The organism is Nocardioides sp. CPCC 205120 (genome assembly GCF_048654585.1).
Lineage (GTDB): Bacteria > Actinomycetota > Actinomycetes > Propionibacteriales > Nocardioidaceae > Nocardioides.
Genome location: NZ_JBMCYY010000001.1, coordinates 1516372 through 1535666 on the forward strand (window position 1 = coordinate 1516372; position 19295 = coordinate 1535666).

The window sequence follows — 19295 nt, forward strand, 5'->3', positions numbered from 1 at the left end:
GCGTCCTCCCTGAGGCGTGCCCCGCTGCAGCGGGGCACGGAGAGACCGAAGTGGGGATCGAAGTGAAGATGACAGTGCGCAGCGTGCTGGCGCTGCTGACGATGGTGCTGCTGGTGGCACCGACGGGCAGCGCGGGGGCAGCCTGGCTGCAGGCGGACGACGAGCCGGTCGCGACCGCGACCGGAGAGGCCGGGTCCGAGCCCGGCGGCGACCAGGAGCCGGCCCAGGAGCCGGCTCAGGACCCGGCCGCGGGGGAGGCCGAGGACCCGGCGGAGGACCCGGCCCAGGACCCGGCCCCGGCCCAGCCGCGGGCCGCGGCGGCCGCGGCGCAGGCCGTGGTGGGCATCTCCAAGGAGAACAACCTCGACGGCGCGGCGCTCACGCCCGGCGGGCAGTTCCTCTACACGCTGACGGTCCGGTGCTCGGGCCTGACGTCGGGCTGCGTGGACCAGACCGTGACGGACGTGCTGCCCGAGGGCCTCGACGTCACGTCGCTGCCGCAGACGACGGACGCGCGGGAGGTCACCTACGACGAGGCGACGCGTCGCCTCACGGTGCGCTTCACCGAGCCGCTCCAGGAGCCCGTCGGGTCGCACGGCCTCAACGACGGCGCGACCCGCTCCTTCGACATCGGCATGCGGCTGCCCGCCGGCACGTCGCTGGCCGACGGCACCACGATCGTCAACGAGGCGACCACGGTCGCCGCGAACGCGCCGGAGGTGGGCGCCTCGACCGAGGTCGTCGTCTCCGTGCCCCGCGAGGTGCGTCCCGTCGCCACCAAGGGCTGGCAGGACGGCTCGGCCGTCGCCGGCACCGGTGAGGAGTCGACGATCGTGCTGGGCGTGCGCAACGCCTCCTCGAGCTCGGCCGACGTGCGGGAGCTGACCGTCTCCGACGTCACCGCGGGGACCTTCGAGCACTTCGACCTGCGCACGGTGGAGGTGACCGCCTTCCCGGCCGGCGCCGACACCGCGCGCCTGCTCGTCTGCACGAGCTCCACCTGCGACCCGGAGGACCCCGCCGCCTCGGGCGGCTTCGTCGCCGGCCCCGCCACGACCGGGACGGGCCCGCTGGCCCTGCCGGCCGGCGTCGCCGCCGCCGACGTCACGGGCTTCGCGGTCGTCTTCACCGACGCCGCGGGCGCCACGCTGCCGTACGACGCGACCGGTGGCCGCGTCGAGGCCGACGTCGTCCTGCGCGACACCCTCCGCTCCACCGGCGCGCAGCTGCGCCCCACGGAGCGCCTGCGGGTCGAGAACTGCGCCGTGCCCGCCGCTCGCGACGACGCCGGCGTCCTGACGCCCGGCGCCCGCGTGTGCGCCGGCTACGACGTCCTGCCCGACACCGTCGTCCTGTCCGCCTCGAAGACCTACGTCGCCGACACCGACGGCGACTTCGCGCGCCAGAACGGGGAGTACGCCGTCGTCGGCGAGCGCTCGCCGGTCTCGGCGACCGTCCGGGTCCAGAACAAGTCGGCGTTCCCGCTGCGCGAGATCCGCATCACGGAGCCCGCGGCGTCGCCGGCCAGCGAGCTCGACAAGCTGGACGTCACCGACGTCCGCCTGCGCTTCCCGACCGGGGCCACCTCCGCGCGGCTCGTCGTCACCTACGCCGACGGCCACGTCAGCGACGAGGTCCGCACCACCGGCGGCGCGGTCGACGTGGAGCGTGCCGGGACCCGCGTGACGGGCATCGAGGTCGTCTACACGGGTGAGGGCACCGACGGCCAGCCGTCCATCGCCATCGACGCGACGGCCTACCTCGACCTGCACGGTCGCCTCAACGACCAGGTGAGCGCCGCGGACCTGCCGAACGGCACCTCCCCGGGCGTGAGCAACTGCGCCTCCTACGAGGCCGCGGCCGGCACGCGCAACGGCACGGGCACCGCTGCGGGCACCGCCTGCGCGGCGCTGCCCGTCGAGGCCCGCCGCGAGTCGGGGAGCGGCGTGAAGAGCGCCGGCCAGACGCAGGTCCCGCCGGGCCAGCCCATCCCGTTCTCCTTCGGGCTGACCAACAACGGCAACGTCCCGCTCGTGCAGCCCGTCCTGGCGGACCCGCCGCTCGACGCCGACGGCCGCCCGCGGGCCGGCGAGTCGCCGTTCACCGTCCTGCGCCTGACCTCGGTCTCGGCGAGCACCACGCAGACCGGGCTCGGCACCGCGGTCGACCTCTTCGACCCGCAGGACGACGCCTGGGTCGCGGCGGCCGGTGCCGACGGCGCGACCCTCGCCCGTGCCACGGGCGTGCGGGTGCGCGTGCTCGGGGAGCTGCAGCCCACGAAGCGGGTGGACGTCCGGCTCGTGACGCAGCGTCGCGACGGCGTGCCCGACGGGGTGGCCCTGCGCAACTGCTTCCGCGCTGGCACGGCGACCTGGCAGGGTGACCCGGCCTGCTCCGCGGGCTTGGAGACCGCTCCCGCGAACGCCGCGGCCTCGCTCAACAAGAGCATCGCGCCGAGCTCGCTCGTCGCGCCCATCCCGGGCGTGCCGGCCCAGACCGCCGACCTGCGCCTGACGGTGGCCAACACCGGCAACCTCAGCGCCAGCCGCCTGCAGGTGACCGACGCCGACGCCGACTTCTTCGACGCCGTCGACGTGGTGCGCGTGGAGAGCGTGACCCGCCCGGCGGGCGCCGACCGCGTGCGGATCGACGCGCTCACCGCCGACGGCTGGGTCGAGGGCACGCCGACCGGTGGCAACGGGCCGTTCCCGCTGCCGTCGGGTATCGAGGCCGACGAGGTCGTCGGCCTGCGGGCCACGTTCAGCCACTCCAGCGGCGAGGCCCGGCTGACGCCGTGCGAGGGCACGCCGACCCCGGGCTCGTGCACCGGCGCCGTCGTCATCGAGGTGCAGGCGCGCCAGACCCTGCGCTCGGACGCCGGCACCCCGGTCCCGGACACCCTCGTCAACACGGCGACCGCCGGCTACGAGACCGCGCTGCAGGCCCCCGGCACCCTGGCCCCGCTCGACCCCGTCGAGGCCACGCTGGTGTTCACCGAGGGCTCCCCGCAGCTCGACGTCGACAAGACGCCGGACAGCGCGATCGCGCCCGGCGAGCCGGCCCCGTTCCGGCTCACGGTCACCAACAGCGGCACCAGCGACCTCCCGGGCCTCGTGGTCCAGGACCTGATGCCGGCCGGCCTCGCGTTCGACGAGTCCTTCGCCGGCGACGGCGGCCAGCCGTTCCGCCTGGTCGACACCGCGGTCCCCGCGGGCACCGCGCCGGTCCCGGCCCCCACCTTCACCCTCGCGCGCGACGGTGACCGGGTCTCCGGTCTCCGGTGGACCTTCGGTGACTGGGTCATGCGCCCGGGCAGCCGCTTCACGCTGGAGATCCAGGTCGCCCTGGCGCCCGGCGTGAGCGCCGGGCAGGTGCACACCAACACCCTGGGCGCGTCCGCTCCCGTGCCCGGCCTGGCCTGCGCGCCCGGCACCGGCACCGACACCTCGGGCGAGCTCGGCTCGGGCACGTGGTGCACCGACACGGCGGCCGTCACGACCAAGGCCGGCGCGGCGTTCCAGGCCCGCAAGTGGGTCGCGGGCACCGACGCGCTCGGCTGGTACGACAACCGCGCGGGCGAGCCGGTGCCGTTCGGCGCCGCGTCCTGCCCGTCGCGCACCGTCGAGGGCCGCACCTACACGGCGTACCCGTGCGTGGCCCTGGTGAACCCGGGCGACCGCTACGACTACCTGATGACGATGGTCAACGCCGGCACCGAGGCGGCGACCGACATGCGCGTCATCGACCGGTTCCCGGTCGAGGGCGACAAGGGCGTCGTGCTCTCGGGCACCGACCGCGGCACCCAGTGGGAGAACCGGCCGACGCTGGCCACCGCCCCCCGCCTCGTCGGCGAGGGCGTGCTCGCGACCACCTACGCGCACAGCGAGGCGGGCGTGTGCACCGACGACCTCCTGATGGGCACGGGTGACTGCGCCGCGGGCACCTGGTCCGACCCGTTCGGTCCCGACGCCGTGGCCGCGCAGATGCGCGTGCACTGGGACGACCCGCTGCAGCCGGGCGAGGGCGTGATGATCGCCTTCTCGATGACCACCCCGATCGACGTCCCGCAGGTCGCCGACCCGACGATCGCCTGGAACTCGTTCGGCCACGCCGAGACGACGCTGCGCTCCAACGGCCAGCGCCGCGTGCTCCCGCCCACCGAGCCCATCCAGGTGGGCGTGGCGACCGCGTACGGCACCCTCGAGGTCCGCAAGGAGCTGGGCGAGAACCCCGGTGGTCTGCCGGTCGGCGAGCGCACCTTCGGCTTCGCCTACGAGTGCACCACCACCCCGGTGGGCGGCTCGCTGCTGACGGTCGCCGAGGGCACGCTCTCGGTCCGCGCGGGTGGGTCGGCCTCGGTGCCGGGCATCCCGGGCGGCGCGCGCTGCGAGGTGTGGGAGACCGACGCGCAGGGCGGCGTCAGCAGCAACCCGGAGGGCGACCCGGTCGTCGTCGACATCGTCCCGCAGCTCGGCAGCACGCCGGCGCCCGCGACGGCGGTGACCGTGACGAACAGCTTCCCGCTGCGCGAGATCGCGGTGGTGAAGGAGCTCGCCGGTGACGCGGCCGGGTTCGGCGCCGACGGCACCTACGAGATCGAGGTGACGTGCGTGCTCGACGGCGTGACGGCGACGGGCTTCCCGCGCACCGTGACGCTCGTCGGGGCCTCCCGCACGACGGTGCCGGCCCCGGTCGGCTCGACGTGCACCGCGGTCGAGGGCTCCGACGGGGGCGCGACCAGCACGACGGTGGCGCCGGCCGACGGCGTCCTCGTCGTCCCGGGCGTCGCCGCCTCCCCGGAGCTCGTCGTGACGAACACCTTCGAGGCGGGTCGTCTGGCCATCGTCAAGCACCTCGACGGTGCCGGCGCCTCGCTGCCCGAGGGCCCGTTCGTCTTCGACGTGGCCTGCACGTTCGACGGTCGCCCCATCACCCCGGTGAGCGTCGTGCTCGAGCGCGACGGTGCGGCCACCGAGCTGCGGGGCGAGGTGCCGGGGATCCTCCCGGTGGGCGCCTCCTGCACGGTGACCGAGTCCGACTCGGGCGGCGCGGACACGACGCCGGACCCGGTGACGGTCGTCATCAGCGAGAACGCCGAGCAGAACACGGTGACGGCGACGTTCGTCAACGAGTTCTCGGCGGGCACCGTCGCGGTCGCCAAGGTGCTCGCGGGCGCCGGCGCCGAGGAGGCCTACGCGACGGAGGTGGACTTCGAGGTCGAGGTCACCTGCGCGATCGGCCAGGCCGACCAGGTCGTGCACTCGGAGCGGGTGCGGCTGCGCGGCGGCGAGCGGGTCGAGCTGGCGGACGCGGCCGGCGCGCCGGTGCTGCTGCCGCTGGGCACGCGGTGCTGGGCCGAGGAGACCGAGACGGGCGGTGCGAGCGCCCACGAGGTGAGCGCCGGCTCGTTCGCCGAGGGCGTCGAGGTGGTCGCGGGCTCGCCCGACGACCTCCAGGTGCTCGACCTCGAGGTGACGAACACGTTCGACCTCGCCGACCTGCGGGTCGACAAGGTCGTGACGGGTGAGGCCGCGCACTACGCCGACGGCTACGCCTTCGGCGTGGAGGTCACCTGCGTGCTGCCGCAGGACGGTGTCGCGACGCCGCTGCTGACGCAGGAGCCGTTCACGGTCCGGGCCGGTGAGCCGCTGGTGGTCGAGGACCTGCCCGTCGGTGCCGAGTGCTGGGTGGCCGAGACCGACGACGGGGGCGCGACCTCCTCGACGGTGGACGCCGGCGGTCCCGCCGACGCCGCCGTGCTCGGGCCGGACGGTGCGGACGTCGAGGTCGTGAACGACTTCGCGGCCGGCACGCTCACGGTTGCGAAGCGGGTCGTCGGCGGCCCGGCGGGTCCCTACACCTTCGCCGTGGCGTGCACCACCGCGCGCGGCGAGGTGGTCCTCGCCCCGTCCGACGCCACGCTGCGCCTGGCCCACGGGGAGGAGCGGGAGGTGGTCGTGCCGCTCGGTGCCGAGTGCACGGTGACCGAGGTCGACGCCCCGGAGACGGCGACGGTCTCGTTCGAGGACTCCGACGGGGTCCACGACGGCGTGGTCGTCGCGTCGCCGGCGGCCGACGTCACGGTCGTCAACACCTTCCCGGCCGACCTCGGTGCCGGTGGGGAGGGTGCCGGCGACGGCGCTGCGGGTGCGCTGCCCGACACCGGTGGTCCGCAGGGCGGGCTGCTGCTCCTGGGCGGGGCGCTGCTCCTGGCGGGTGCGGGCGTGCTGCTCGCGCGTCGCCGCGAGGGCGCCGACGCCTGATCGACCGCCTGGTCAACCGCTGTCCGGCCCCGGTCGTCCTCGTGACGGCCGGGGCCGGCTGCGTTCCCCGGCCCTGCTCAGCGCAGGGCGAGACGGACGATGCGGTCGTCACCCGCGCGGGGCGTGACGCGCCCGTCGGTGTTGTTGGTGAGCAGCCACAGCGTGCCGTCGGGTGCGGGACGCACCTGCCGCAGCCGGCCGAAGTCGTCGGTCAGGTACGCCGTGGGGTCGCTCGCGCGCCCGTCGGCCACGCTGACCCGCCACAGCCGCTGGCCCCGCAGCGCGGCCATCCACAACGTGCCGTCGGTGTGGGCGAGCCCGGAGGGGGAGGCCTCGTCGGTGGGCCACGTCAGCTGCGGGTCGATGAATCCCCGGTCGGTGCCGCCGGTGCCCTCGACCTCGGGCCAGCCGTAGTTGCCGCCGGGCTCGACGAGGTTGAGCTCGTCGGCCTCGTCGGCGCCGAACTCGGTCGCCCAGAGCCGGCCGTCGTCGTCGAAGGCGAGGCCCTGGACGTTGCGGTGGCCCAGCGACAGCACGGGGGAGCCGGGGTCCGGGTTGTCGGGCGCCGGGGTGCCGTCGGGGGTCACGCGGAGGATCTTCCCGGCCAGCGAGCCGGGGTCCTGGGCGAGGCCCTCCTCGCCGGCGTCGCCCGTGGAGACGTAGAGCATCCCGTCCGGGCCGAAGGTCACCCGGCCACCGTCGTGGCGGTTGGCGCTGGGGATCCCGGTGAGCACGGGCGTCTGCGCGCCCAGCGTGTCATCGGGGCCGAGCACGCGTCGTACGACGCGGTTGTCGGCGTCGGTCGTCAGGTAGAAGAACAGCGACCGGTCCCGGGCGAAGTCGGGCGAGACCGCGACGCCGAGCAGGCCGGCCTCGTCCTCGCTCTCGGCCTCGGGGAACTCGCCGGCGTCGGTCGTGGTGCCGTCGGCGGCCACCAGCAGCACGCGCCCGGTGTCCCGCTCCGGCACGACCGCCCGGCCGTCGGGCAGGAACGCGACGTCCCACGGCGTCTCGAGGCCCGTCGTCACGTCACCCGTCGGCTCCGGCACGGGGGGCGGCGCCGCTGCGGTCGCGGGACCGCTGGGGCTCGGCGGCGCCGAGCTCTCGGACGACCCGTCGGACGGGGTGATGACGGGGGAGTCCGCCTCCTGCGCCGACTGCTCGCCGGAGCACGAGGTGAGCGTGACCAGGGCGGTGGCGACGGCGAGCGCAGCCGCACGGCTGGAGGGACGCATGCCCCCCAGCGTAGGTCGGGCCCTCAGGCGTCGGCCCGCGCCGGACCCGGCCGCTCCCCGAGCCGGGCGAGGAAGTCGACGAGGAGGTCGTGGACCTCGCCGGGGTGCTCCATGCCGACGAAGTGGGTCCCGGGCAGCTCGACGTAGCGCGCGTCGGGCATCCGCGCGGCCGCCGAGCGCATGGCCCGCGGCCCCGCCAGGATGTCGTGCGAGCCGGCGACGAAGACCGCCGGCGCCTCGATGCGCGACAGCGACACCCGCTGGTGGCGGGCCGTGTGCAGCGCCATGTGGAAGTACCAGTCGAGCGGCGTCGTCAGGAACTCGCGGACCGCGACGGCCGCGGCGTCCTCGTCCTCGACGTCGCCCATGAAGCCCACGGCGCCCAGCAGCCGGATGGTGGTCGGGCCGATGGGCAGCGCCCGGGCGACGCGGGTGAGCAGGGGGCCGGCCAGGCGGCCGGCGCGGGTCACCCCCACCGTCAGCTGCTCGCGCACGGGGGCGGGCAGGCGGGTGAGCTCGAGCATCGTCGAGAAGGTTGCGCCCGGGACGCCCGCGACGGCGAAGAGCCCGTCGACCCGCTCGGGGTGGCGGATCGCCAGCTCGAACTGCGTGTTGACGCCCATCGACCAGCCGATGGTCGGCGCCGAGTCCACCCCGGCGTCGTCCATGACGGCGAGGGCGTCCTCCACGAACGCGTCGATGCCGATGCTGCACCCGTCCGCGGGACGGTCGGAGCCGCCGACGCCCCGGTGCGCCCAGGAGACGACGCGCACGCGGCAGGCCGGGTCGAGCAGGGCCGGCCAGGCGTGGGGGTTCGTGCCGAGGCCGTTGCACAGCAGGACGGTCGGTCCGGGCAGCACGTGGTCGGGGTCGTTGGTCCAGGCGCGCAGGCGGGTGCCGTCGGCGCTCGTCACGTCGTGGAACGCGAGCCGGACGGGGCTGTCGTCGGCGGGGGCGTCGTCGGCGGGCGGGGGAGGGCCGTCGACCGGGAGGGTGGGAGGCACCGCCGCATCATGCCCGACGGGACCCGGCCGCGGTGGCCGCACCGTGGCGCGAGTCTCATCCAGCGTTCACCCCGTCGTGCCTCGGGCGACGCCCGGGCGGCGTGGGCTCGGGTGCCATGCACTCATCTCGGAGAACACTTCTGGGTGCCGGCGCCGTCGTGGCGCCCGCCCTCCTCGCCCCGTCCGTCGCCCCGGCGCTGCTCGCGCCCGCCGCGGCGGCGACCGACACCCGTCGTACGGCGGCCGCCCCCACGCTGGGCGCCGACCCCTTCACCCTCGGTGTCGCCTCGGGCGACCCCGCCCCCGACGGCTTCGTCCTGTGGACGCGCCTCGCGCCCGAGCCGCTCGCCGCCGACGGCGCGGGCGGCATGCCCTCGCGCCGCTACCAGGTGGCGTGGGAGGTCGCGGCCGACCCCTCGTTCCGCCGCGTCGTGCGCCGCGGGCAGGTCAGCGCCGGCCCGGAGTCGGCCCACGCCGTGCACGTCGAGGTGCGCGGCCTCGTCCCGGGCCGGGAGTACTGGTACCGCTTCCGCACCGGCTCGCGCGGCGCCGCCCACGTCTCCGGCGTCGGCCGCGCCGTCACCGCCCCCGCGCCGTGGGCGCTGCCGCGGCAGCTGCGCATGGCGTTCGCGTCGTGCTCGAACTTCCCGGTGGGCTGGTTCACCGCCTACCGCCACCTCGCCGAGGAGCAGCCCGACCTGATCCTCCACCTGGGCGACTACCAGTACGAGGGCGCGGCCAACCCCGCCCACCTGCGCCCGCACGCGGGCCCGGAGACCACCACGCTGGCGGGCTACCGCCAGCGCCTGGCGCAGTACCGCACCGACCCCGACCTGCAGGCCGCCCACGCCGCCGCCCCGTGGCTGGTGGTCTGGGACGACCACGAGGTCGACAACAACTACGCGGCGCTGGTCTCGGAGAGGCCGGCGGAGCAGGCGGTGTTCGCCGAGCGGCGCGCGGCGGCGTACCGCGCCTACTACGAGAACATGCCGCTGCGGCGCACGTCGGTGCCCCGCGGCCCGGGCATGCAGCTGTTCCGCCGCGTCTCGTGGGGCCGCCTGGCGACGTTCCACATGCTCGACACGCGCCAGTACCGCTCCGACCAGGCGCAGGGCGACGGCTGGAAGACCCCCGGCGGCGGGTACGACGACCCCGCCCGCTCGCTGCCCGGCCTCGCGCAGGAGCGGTGGCTGCTCGACGGGCTGCGGGCCTCCGGCGCGCGCTGGGACGTGCTCGGCCAGCAGGTCTTCTTCGGCGGGCGGCGCAACGCGACGGGGGCGGCCACGACCGTCTCGATGGACTCGTGGGACGGCTACCCGGCGTCGCGGCAGCGGATCAGCCAGGGCTTCGTCGACGCCCGGGTGCGCAACCCCGTCGTCCTCACCGGCGACGTGCACGCCCACTGGGCCAGCGACCTGTACCTCGACTACGACGAGCCCACGACGCCGATCGGCTCGGAGTTCGTGACGACGTCGATCACCTCGGGCGGGGACGGGTACGACGACCCCACCGGCACCCACCCGTGGATGCCGGACAACCCCAACATCCGGTTCTGGACGAACCTGCGCGGCTACGTCTCGACCACGATCGAGCCGGGCGCGATGCGGGTCGACCACCGCTGCGTCCCCGTGGTCACCACGCCCGACGCGCAGGCCTTCACCCGCCGCTCGTACGTCGTGGAGGACCGGGTGCGCGGCATGCAGCAGGTCGCCGACGCCCCGCTCGCGGCCGCGGCCGGCCTCCGGGCCCGCCGGGCGCTGCCGAGCGACGAGCAGGTCGTGGCGGACACGATCCGGGAGGAGACCGGCTACTGACCGGCTACTGACCGTCGTGGCCTGGTCGCCGCCCGCCGGGCCGGTCCTCAGTCGGGGGCCGGCTCGGCGTGCGGCGGCGCGCCGCGCGAGGTCGCCGTGGCGCCCGCGACGGCGGCGACGACGCAGGCGAGCGCCGCGACCTGCAGCGCGGTGAGCAGCTCGCCGAGCACCACCAGGGCCGCCACGGCGGCGGCGGCGGGCTCGAGGCTCATGAGGATCCCGAACACCGAGGGCGGCAGCGTGCGCAGCGCCACGAGCTCGCACGAGTAGGGCACGACCGAGCTCAGCAGCCCGACGGCGAGCCCGACGAGCAGGATCCGCGTGTCGAGCAGGTGCCCGCCGTGCGCCGTCAGCACGTACGGCGTGAGCGGCACCGTCGCGACCAGGCTCGCCACCGCCAGTCCCTGCAGACCGGGCCACTGCGCCCCGGTGCGGGCGCTGAGCAGGATGTACGCCGCCCACGCGACGCCGGCGACGAGGGCGAAGGCGACGCCCACCGGGTCGAGGTCGGCCGGCTCGGCGCCGAGCAGCACGACCCCGGCGGCGGCCAGGCCGACCCACACGAGGTCGCGCGGGCGCCGGCTGCCGACGAGGGCGAGGGCCAGCGGCCCGACGAACTCGATCGTCACCGCGATTCCCAGCGGGATGCGGGCGAACGACTGGTAGATCGCCCAGTTCATCGTGCCCAGGCTCAGCCCGAACCCGAGCACCACGAGCCAGTCGCTGCGCGAGCGGCCCCGCACCTGCGGTCGCGCCCAGGCGAGCAGCACGAGCGTGCTGGTCACCAGGCGCAGCCACACGATCGTGGTCGGGCTGACCTCCCCGAAGAGGCCCTTCGCGACCGCCGCCCCGAGCTGCACCGAGGCGATGCCGACGAGGACGAGGCCGACGGCACGGCCCAGGGGCGGGGTGCTCAGGACTCCTCGTCGGGTCCGACGACCGGGGTCGGCACGCCGGCGGTGATGACGGTGCCGTCCGCGCGGTGGCCGCCGACGAGCGGCCGGTCGCCCAGCACGCCGTCCTTGCGGGGGCCCTGGTGCGTCAGCGCCACGGTGACCTGCGCGCCGGGGCGGGCGACGTGGTCCTCGCCCCGCACCCGGAACGGCACGTCCCCGTCGCCGACGACGACCGCGACGGTGATGTCCTCCTGCGTGACGGTCACCTGCACGGTCGTGCCGTGCCACTGCAGCGGGAACGACAGCGACGGCCAGTCGACCGGCAGGCGCGGGTCGAACGACAGCCGCTGCCCGTGGTCGCGCATGCCGGCGAAGCCGCTCACGAGCGCCGACCAGACGCCGCCCATCGAGGCGACGTGCAGGCCGTCGACGGTGTTGCCGTGCAGGTTGACGAGGTCGACGTAGAGGGCGGAGCGGAAGTAGCGCAGCGCCACCTCGTGGTAGCCGACCTCGGCCGCCATCACCGACTGCACGACCGCCGACAGCGTCGAGTCGCCCGTGGTGATGGGGTCGTAGTACTCGAAGTCGGCCTTCTTCTCCTCCGCGGTGAAGCGGTCGCCCTGCAGGAAGAGCGCCAGCACCACGTCGGCCTGCTTGAGCACCTGGAACCGGTAGATGACGAGCGGGTGGTAGTGCAGCAGCAGCGGCCGCAGCTCCATCGGGGTGCGGGACAGGTCCCACACCTCGCGGTCCAGGAAGTGCTCGTCCTGCGGGTGGATGCCGAGCGTCTCGTCGAACGGGATCGTCATCCCGGCCGCGCACCGCGCCCACTCGTCGACCTCCGTGGCGCGCAGCCCCGTGCGGTGCACGACCTGCGTGTACGCCGCGGGGTCGCTCTGGGCGAGGTCCCGCACCGCCTGCACGGCGCGCTCGAGGTTGTAGCGGGCCATGACGTTGGTGAAGAGGTTGTTGTTGACGACCGTCGTGTACTCGTCCGGGCCCGTCACGCCGTGGATGTGGAACGAGTCGGCGCCGTTGGTGCGCCAGAACCCGATGTCGGCCCACATCCGCGCGGTCTCGACGAGGATGTCGATGCCGTCGCGCACGAGGAAGCCCGTGTCGCCGGTCGCGTCGACGTACTTCGCGAGCGCGTAGGAGATGTCGGCGTCGATGTGCACCTGGGCGGTGCCGGCGGCGTAGTACGCCGACGCCTCCTCGCCGTTGATGGTGCGCCACGGGAAGAGGGCGCCGGCCTGGGCCATCTCGCGGGCCCGCTCGCGCGCGGCGGGCAGCATGCGGCAGCGGAAGTGCAGCGCGTTGCGGGCCGTGTCGGGCGAGGTGTAGGTGAGGAACGGCAGGACGTAGACCTCGGTGTCCCAGAAGTAGTGCCCCTCGTAGCCCGACCCGCTGACGCCCTTGGCGGGCACGCCCTGGTGGTCGGCGCGGGCGCTGGCCTGGGCGAGCTGGAAGAGGTTGAAGCGGATGGCCTGCTGCAGCTCCGGCTGGCCCTCGACGACGACGTCGGCGCCGGCCCAGAAGCGGTCGAACCAGGCGCGCTGCTCGTCGCGGTAGTGGTCCACGCCCAGGCGCCGCGCCCGGTCCAGGGTGCGGTCGCACCGGTCGGAGAGCTCCCGGACGGGCACGCCCTTCGACGAGTGGTAGGCGACCAGCTTGTCGACCCGGATCGTGCTGCCCTCGGCGGCGTCGGCGCGCACGACGTACTTCGCCATGTCCTCCTCGGCGTTCCGGATCACCTCGTGGGTGCCCTCGCAGGTGAGGAGGTGGTCGGCGGCGACGGCGACCGTCATCTTCGACCGGGCGCACTGGTAGCCCAGGAGCATCCGCTGCTCGTTGGCGTAGTGGGCGCGGGGCAGCAGCACGCGGTGCTCGAACCCCGACGACTTGCGGGGATCGAGGCCCTCGCCGAGCGAGGCGCCCGGCACGTGGTACTCGTCCTTGCCGTCCTGGCGGTTGAGGATCTGCGAGGAGATGACGATGGGCGCGTCGCCGTCGAGCATCGTCACCTCGAGGCTCAGCAGCGACAGGTGCCGCTCGGGCATCGAGACCATGCGTCGCGAGACCACCCGCACGCGCTTGCCCGACGGGGTGCGCCACACCAGGGTCCGCGTGAGCTCGCCGGCCCGGAAGTCCAGCGAGCGCTCGTACTGCTCGAGGTCCGCCGTGCCCAGGTTCAGCGGCTCGTCGTCGACGTAGAGCTTGAGCACCTTCACGTCGGGCACGTTGACGATCGTCTGGCCCGTGCGCGCGAAGCCGAACGCGCCCTCGGCGTGCTTGATGGGCCACGTCTCGTGGAAGCCGTTGATGAAGGTGCCGTGGGCGTGGGCGTCACGGCCCTCGGCAGGGTTGCCCCGCATGCCCAGGTAGCCGTTGGCGACGGTGAAGAGCGTCTCGGTCAGCCCGAGGTCGCCGGGGAAGTGGTCGGTCTCGACGAGGCGCCACGGGTCGACGGGGAAGCGACCCCGGTCCATCGGGTCGTCGGGGACGTCCTTGCGCATGGCGGCCATCAGGCGTCGACCCCGGGGACACCGGGCACGAGCTCGGCCAGGTCGGTGACGACGACGGTCGCGCCGGCCTCGGTCAGCACGGCGGCGCCCGCGCCGCGGTCCACGCCGACGACGGCGGCGAAGGCGCCGGCCGCGCCGGCCCGCACGCCGGACACGGCGTCCTCGAGCACGACGGAGCTGGCGGCGTCGGCGCCCAGCGTGGCGGCCGCGTGGAGGAACGTGTCGGGCGCGGGCTTGCCCGGCAGGCCCAGCTCCTTGGCGACGGTGCCGGACACGACGGTCTCGAAGCGGTCGAGCAGGCCCGCGGTGCGCAGCACGGCGGGGGCGTTCGCGGACGACGACACCACGGCGAGGCGGATGTCGAGCGTGGCCAGGTGGTCGAGCAGGGCGACGGAGCCCGGGTAGGGACGCACGCCCTCCCGCTCCAGCACCTCGTTGAACGACTCGTTCTTGCGGTCGCCCAGGCCGTGGACGGTCTCGGCCTCCGGGCTGTCGCTCTCGCTGCCCTCGGGCAGGTCGATGCCGCGGGAGGCGAGGAAGTCGCGCACCCCGTCGTACCGGGGCTTGCCGTCGACGTGGTCGAAGTAGTCGCGATCCGTGTAGGGCGAGGTGTCGCCCGGGCCGTCCCAACCGGCCAGGAAGTCGTTGAACATGACCTCCCACGCGCGCATGTGGACCTCCGCCGTCGGCGTGATCACGCCGTCGAGGTCGAAGAGGGCAGCACGGTGCTCGGACCAGTCGATCGCAGTTGTCACCGGGACAGGCTAGGGCCCCGCCGTGCGGGCCGTGAGGAGGACGTCGTTAACGGGGGGTTACCGGTCACCGCCCGCATCCCGGCGCGCCGGTGGGCGGGGGGCGTCGCGGGTCTACCCTGGGGCCATGACCGGTGGCGCCCCCGACCCGCAGTCCGAGACCCAGCCCGACACCAAGCCCGACATCAAGCCGCGCTCGCGCGACGTCACGGACGGCCTCGAGCGGGCCGCCGCGCGCGGCATGCTGCGCGCCGTCGGCATGGGTGACGACGACTGGGAGAAGCCGCAGGTCGGCGTCGCCTCCTCGTGGAACGAGATCACCCCCTGCAACCTGTCGCTCGACCGCCTGGCGAAGGCCGTGAAGAACGGTGTGCACGCCGCGGGCGGGTTCCCGATGGAGTTCGGCACCATCTCCGTCTCCGACGGCATCTCGATGGGCCACGAGGGCATGCACTTCTCGCTGGTCTCCCGCGAGGTCATCGCCGACTCGGTCGAGACCGTGATGATGGCCGAGCGCCTCGACGGCTCCGTGCTGCTGGCGGGCTGCGACAAGTCGCTGCCCGGCATGCTCATGGCCGCGGCCCGCCTCGACCTCTCGAGCGTCTTCCTGTACGCTGGCTCGATCATGCCCGGCAAGGTCGACGGCCGCGACGTGACGATCATCGACGCCTTCGAGGCCGTCGGCGCCTGCCTGGCCGGCAAGATCTCCCGCGAGGAGGTCGACAAGGTCGAGCGCGCCATCTGTCCCGGTGAGGGCGCCTGCGGTGGCATGTACACCGCCAACACGATGGCCGCCGTCGCCGAGGCCCTCGGCATGTCGCTGCCCGGCTCCGCCGCCCCGCCGGCGGTCGACCGCCGCCGCGACGGCTACGCCCACAAGTCGGGCGAGGCCGTCGTCGAGCTGCTGCGCCGCGGCATCACCGCGCGCCAGATCATGACGAAGGAGGCGTTCGAGAACGCCATCACCGTCGTCATGGCGCTCGGCGGCTCCACCAACGCCGTGCTGCACCTGCTGGCCATCGCCCGCGAGGCCGAGGTCGACCTGACGCTCGAGGACTTCAACCGCATCGGCGACAAGGTGCCGCACCTCGGCGACCTCAAGCCGTTCGGCAAGTACGTGATGTACGACGTCGACCAGAAGGGCGGCATCCCGATGGTGATGAAGGCCCTGCTCGACGCGGGCCTCATGCACGGCGACTGCCTGACCGTCACCGGCCGCACGATGGCGGAGAACCTGGCCGACATCGCCCCGCCGGCCGTCGACGACGACGTGATCCGCACGCTCGACCGCCCCATCCACGCCACGGGCGGCCTGACGATCCTCCACGGCACGCTCGCCCCCGAGGGCGCGGTCGTGAAGTCGGCCGGCTTCGACGAGTCCGTGTTCGAGGGCACCGCGCGGGTCTTCGACGGCGAGCGGGCGGCCATGGACGCGCTCGCCGCCGGCGAGCTCAAGCCCCGCGACGTGGTCGTCATCCGCTACGAGGGCCCCAAGGGCGGCCCGGGCATGCGCGAGATGCTCGCCATCACCGGCGCCATCAAGGGCGCCGGCCTCGGCAAGGACGTGCTGCTCCTCACCGACGGCCGCTTCTCCGGCGGTACGACGGGGCTGTGCGTCGGCCACGTCGCCCCCGAGGCGGTCGACGCCGGCCCCATCGCGTTCGTGCGCGACGGGGACCGGATCACGCTCGACGTGGCCAACCGCCGCCTCGACGTCGACATCGACGCCGACGAGCTCGAGCGCCGCAAGGAGGGCTGGGAGCCGCTGCCCCCGAAGTACACCCGCGGCGTCCTCGGCAAGTACGCCCGCACCGTGCAGTCGGCCGCGCACGGCGCCGTCACCTTCTGAGGCGGGTCCGCTGACCGCCCCGGAGCACCCCGACCCGGCCGGGCTCGACCCGGCCGACCTGGACCGCGCCGACCCGCTGGCGGCGTACCGCGAGCGGTTCGTCGGGGCGGGCACGTCGCTGGTCTACCTCGACGGCAACTCGCTGGGCCGTCCGCTGCGCACGACGGTGGAGCGGATGGCGTCCTTCGTCGAGACCGAGTGGGGCGGGCGGCTCATCCGGGGCTGGGACGAGGGCTGGTTCGACCTGCCGCTCACGCTCGGTGACGACCTCGGGCGGGTCGCGCTGGGCGCGGCGCCGGGCCAGACGGTCGTCGGCGACGCGACCACGGTGCTGCTCTACAAGCTGCTGCGCGCCCTCGTGGACGCGGCGGTGGCGCGGGACCCGCGCCGTACCGAGGTCGTGGTCGACACCGACAACTTCCCCACCGACCGCTACGTGGTGGAGGGGGTCGCCGCCGAGCGCGGCCTGACGGTGCGCTGGCTCGAGGTGCCGACCGACGGCGGGGTCGAGGTCGCCGCGCTCGAGCCGCTGCTGGGCCCGCGCACGGGCGTGGTCGTGCTCAGCCACGTCGCCTACCGGTCGGGCCACCTGGCCGACCTCGCCGGCGTCACCGCCGCCGCCCACGCCGCGGGCGCGTTCGTGCTCGCGGACCTGTGCCACTCGGCCGGCGCCGTCGAGGTCGGGCTCGACGCCGCCGACGTGGACGTGGCGGTGGGGTGCACCTACAAGTACCTCGGCGGCGGGCCCGGCGCGCCCGCCTTCGCGTACGTCGCGGCCCGGCTGCAGGACGAGCTGCGCCAGCCCATCACCGGCTGGATGGGCCACGCCGACCCGTTCGCGATGGGCCCGGGCCACGAGCCGGCCCCCGGCATGCGGCGCTTCCTGTCGGGCACCCCGCCGGTGCTCGCGATGCAGCCGCTGCGCGACGCGGTGGCGCTGCTCGACGAGGCCGGCGTCCCGGCGGTCCGCGCCAAGGCGGCGGGCCTCACGTCGTACGTCGTCGACCTCGCCGACACCCACCTCGCCCCGCTCGGGGTGCGGCTCGCCAGCCCCCGCGACCCCGCCGCCCGCGGCGGCCACGTGACGCTCACCCACCCCGCCATGCGCGAGGTGGTGGCCCGGCTGTGGCGCGAGGACGTGCTGCCGGACTACCGCGACCCCCACGGCCTGCGGGTGGGGCTGTCGCCGCTCTCGACGTCGTACGCCGAGGCGCACGCGGGCGTGCTCGCCGTCCGCTCCGCCCTGCTGGCGGCCGGGGCCGGCTAGCGGCGCTGCCCGTGGCCCGCGTGGCGGGGGGCGGCGAAGAACAGCACGACGAGCACGCCGACGCACAGGGCGCCGGCCGGCAGCAGCACGGCCTGGGCCATCGCGTCGGAGAACCGGTCGGCGACCTCCGCGGGCATCGCCCCGCCCCCGGTGCGCACCTCCTCGACCGAGCCCGAGGCGCCCGGCAGGTTGGCCGCCAGCCGCGCCTGGATGAGCGCGGCGACCGCGGCGCTGCCGAGGACGGCCCCGACCTGCCGCGTCGTGTTGTAGACGCCCGAGCCCGCCCCGGCCGACGACAGCGGCAGGTTGCGGGTGGCCGTCGCGCTGAGCGGCGCCCACAGGAACGCGCTGCCGACGCCGAAGAGCGCCAGCGGCAGCAGCACCTGCCACACCGGGCTGTCGGTCGTCATGAGCCGGCTGAGCCACAGCAGCGCCAGCGCGGAGGCGAGGAAGCCGACGATCGTGATGCTCCGCGGGTGCGCCCGGTCGACGAGCCGCCCGACCACCGGGGCCAGGAAGCCCGTGGCCAGCGCCATGGGCACCAGCAGGAGCCCGGTCTCGGTGGGGCTCCAGCCGCGCACGGCCTGCGCCCACAGCGTCACGGGGAAGCCGAACGCGGTGACGGCGAAGGAGACGAGCGTGATGCCGCCGTTGGCGAGGGAGAAGTTGCGGTCGCGGAACAGCCCGAGCGGCACGAGGGGCTCGGTGCGGATCCGCGCCTGCCAGGCCACGAACGCCACGAGCACGACGAGGCCGGCGACGATGAGCAACGGCACCGACAGGACGCCGGTGATGGTGCCCCAGTCGTACTTCTCGCCCTCCTGGATGCCGAAGACCAGCAGGAACATGCCGACCGCGCTGAGCGCGACGCCCACCCAGTCGAACGAGTGGGTGTGGGTCGGCAGGTCCGGCACGAGCCGCCAGGCGAGCGCGAACGCGACGACACCGACGGGGACGTTGATGAAGAAGATCCACTCCCAGCCCGGCCCGTCGACGAGCACGCCGCCGAGGATCGGACCGACGAGGGTCGCCACGCCCGCGGTCGCGCCCCACAGCGCCATCGCGCCGCCGCGGTTCGCCGCCGGGAAGGTGCGGGTGATGACGGCCATCGTCTGCGGCGTCATCATCGAGGCGCCGAAGCCCTGGAGGACCCGGGCGAGGATCAGGCCCTCGACGCTGGAGGTCAGGCCGCACCACAGCGACGCGAGGGTGAAGACCGTGAGCCCCACGAGGTAGACGCGCTTGGGCCCCAGGCGGTCGCCGAGCCGGCCCGTGACGAGCAGGGGCACGGCGTACGCCAGTAGGTAGGCGCTCGTCACCCAGATCACGTTGTTCACGTCCGTGCCCAGCCCCGTCATGATCGCCGGCGTCGCGACGGAGACGATCGTGGTGTCCACGAGGATCATGAAGAACCCGATGACCATCGCCCACAGCGCGGGCCAGGGGCTGACCTCGGGTGCGTCGGTCCCGGCCGCGTCGGGGGCCCCGGGGGCCCCGGCTGCGGCGTGCGGGGTGGTCGGGTCGGGCATGCGAGGTCTCCGTCGGTGGTGTGGGGGTGGGACGGCCGGTCGGCGCCGGGCGGGACGGTACGCCGCGGGGCCGCCGGGGTCGAGCGAGTTGGCGGGCGGTCGCACGGCGACGGCCGCCGGCCCCCCCGGGGGGGACCGACGGCCGTCGGTGTCGTGCTGGT

Annotated in this window: 10 protein-coding genes; 4 read left to right on the forward strand and 6 right to left on the reverse strand. The window is 74.8% G+C overall.

The window, feature by feature from the left end; translation table 11 throughout:
* Window positions 1–68 precede the first annotated feature (68 nt).
* On the forward strand, window positions 69–6263 hold the full coding sequence (locus ACOACO_RS07035; RefSeq protein WP_420295524.1) for a DUF5979 domain-containing protein: 6195 nt from the start codon (window positions 69–71) through the stop codon (window positions 6261–6263).
* 77 nt (window positions 6264–6340) lie between these two features.
* Here the strand turns inward: ACOACO_RS07035 and ACOACO_RS07040 are convergent, their stop codons facing one another.
* Both ACOACO_RS07040 and ACOACO_RS07045 read right to left on the reverse strand, forming a co-directional pair.
* Window positions 6341–7498 carry a PQQ-dependent sugar dehydrogenase gene (locus ACOACO_RS07040; RefSeq protein WP_420295525.1) on the reverse strand — a complete coding sequence of 386 codons (1158 nt, stop codon included), beginning with the start codon at window positions 7496–7498 and terminating at the stop codon, window positions 6341–6343.
* Window positions 7499–7521: 23 nt separating this feature from the next.
* Entirely contained in the window at window positions 7522–8502 is a 981-nt protein-coding gene (locus ACOACO_RS07045) for an alpha/beta fold hydrolase (RefSeq protein WP_420295526.1), read from the reverse strand.
* Between the two features lie 158 nt (window positions 8503–8660).
* On the opposite strand from ACOACO_RS07045, the gene ACOACO_RS07050 reads away from it, so the two are divergent.
* Window positions 8661–10316, forward strand: a complete 1656-nt coding sequence (locus ACOACO_RS07050) for an alkaline phosphatase D family protein (RefSeq protein WP_420295527.1) — start codon at window positions 8661–8663, stop codon at window positions 10314–10316.
* A 47-nt stretch (window positions 10317–10363) separates the two neighbouring features.
* On the opposite strand, the gene ACOACO_RS07055 is transcribed toward ACOACO_RS07050, so the two are convergent.
* From ACOACO_RS07055 to ACOACO_RS07065, 3 genes are read right to left on the reverse strand one after another with little or no spacing between them, the layout of a single operon-like run.
* Window positions 10364–11176 (reverse strand): EamA family transporter, encoded by an 813-nt coding sequence (locus ACOACO_RS07055; RefSeq protein WP_420295528.1) that lies wholly within the window; start codon window positions 11174–11176, stop codon window positions 10364–10366.
* Window positions 11177–11229: 53 nt separating this feature from the next.
* On the reverse strand, window positions 11230–13728 hold the full coding sequence (locus ACOACO_RS07060) for a glycoside hydrolase family 65 protein (protein WP_420295529.1): 2499 nt from the start codon (window positions 13726–13728) through the stop codon (window positions 11230–11232).
* Between the two features lie 8 nt (window positions 13729–13736).
* Window positions 13737–14492, reverse strand: a complete 756-nt coding sequence (locus tag ACOACO_RS07065; RefSeq protein WP_420295530.1) for a beta-phosphoglucomutase family hydrolase — start codon at window positions 14490–14492, stop codon at window positions 13737–13739.
* A gap of 124 nt (window positions 14493–14616) precedes the next feature.
* Here ACOACO_RS07065 and ilvD point away from each other — a divergent pair, with 124 nt between their 5' ends.
* Complete coding sequence (gene ilvD / locus ACOACO_RS07070) at window positions 14617–16338, forward strand: dihydroxy-acid dehydratase (protein ID WP_420295531.1); 1722 nt, start codon at window positions 14617–14619, stop codon at window positions 16336–16338.
* A 175-nt stretch (window positions 16339–16513) separates the two neighbouring features.
* Window positions 16514–17605, forward strand: coding sequence for a kynureninase (locus ACOACO_RS07075; RefSeq protein ID WP_420295532.1), 1092 nt, complete (start codon window positions 16514–16516; stop codon window positions 17603–17605).
* Here ACOACO_RS07075 and ACOACO_RS07080 read toward each other — a convergent pair.
* On the reverse strand, window positions 17602–19134 hold the full coding sequence (locus ACOACO_RS07080) for a DHA2 family efflux MFS transporter permease subunit (protein WP_420295533.1): 1533 nt from the start codon (window positions 19132–19134) through the stop codon (window positions 17602–17604). The genes ACOACO_RS07075 and ACOACO_RS07080 overlap by 4 nt on opposite strands.
* Between the last annotated feature and the right edge of the window lie 161 nt (window positions 19135–19295).

Excerpts from the sequence above, each read along its gene's own strand:
- ACOACO_RS07035 (WP_420295524.1), top strand. The coding sequence starts at position 69 with ATGACAGTGCGCAGCGTGCTGGCGCTGCTGACGATGGTGCTGCTGGTG.
- ACOACO_RS07040 (WP_420295525.1), bottom strand. The coding sequence starts at position 7,498 with ATGCGTCCCTCCAGCCGTGCGGCTGCGCTCGCCGTCGCCACCGCCCTG.
- ACOACO_RS07060 (WP_420295529.1), bottom strand. The coding sequence starts at position 13,728 with ATGCGCAAGGACGTCCCCGACGACCCGATGGACCGGGGTCGCTTCCCC.
- ilvD (WP_420295531.1), top strand. The coding sequence starts at position 14,617 with ATGACCGGTGGCGCCCCCGACCCGCAGTCCGAGACCCAGCCCGACACC.
- ACOACO_RS07075 (WP_420295532.1), top strand. The coding sequence starts at position 16,514 with ATGGCGTCCTTCGTCGAGACCGAGTGGGGCGGGCGGCTCATCCGGGGC.
- ACOACO_RS07080 (WP_420295533.1), bottom strand. The coding sequence starts at position 19,134 with ATGCCCGACCCGACCACCCCGCACGCCGCAGCCGGGGCCCCCGGGGCC.